We start from the raw sequence: 248 nt of genomic DNA, 5'->3' as shown, positions 1-248 counted from the left end.
GGAATATCAATCCAGACAGGCATATTTTGGCTGGAACTTAGCTGTTTGCCTTCAGGTGGTGCAAAGTTATATTCATTTCTTACGCTATCAGAAACCTCTATAACATCAGATGGTAATGAACCATTGGTAAGGTATTCTTCTTTCATCTCGATGGGATAAAAACCCAATGTGCTTGGCGAAAATAAATACATGGTTATTTCCCTATGGCAATAAAGTATGAAGAATTCATTCCACCAATATTGTATTTA

1 protein-coding gene is annotated in these 248 nt (G+C 35.9%); it reads right to left on the bottom strand.

All coding sequences use genetic code 11. The features are described from left to right. Window positions 1-191: tail fiber assembly protein (locus tag OGY33_RS00005; RefSeq protein WP_502873592.1), on the bottom strand; the 191-nt coding region annotated here is incomplete at its 3' end. Window positions 192-248: the final 57 nt, after the last annotated feature.

It is taken from the genome of Citrobacter sp. Cpo032 (assembly GCF_030332975.1).
Lineage (GTDB): Bacteria > Pseudomonadota > Gammaproteobacteria > Enterobacterales > Enterobacteriaceae > Citrobacter > Citrobacter portucalensis.
This window is presented reverse-complemented; position numbering and strand designations above follow the sequence as displayed.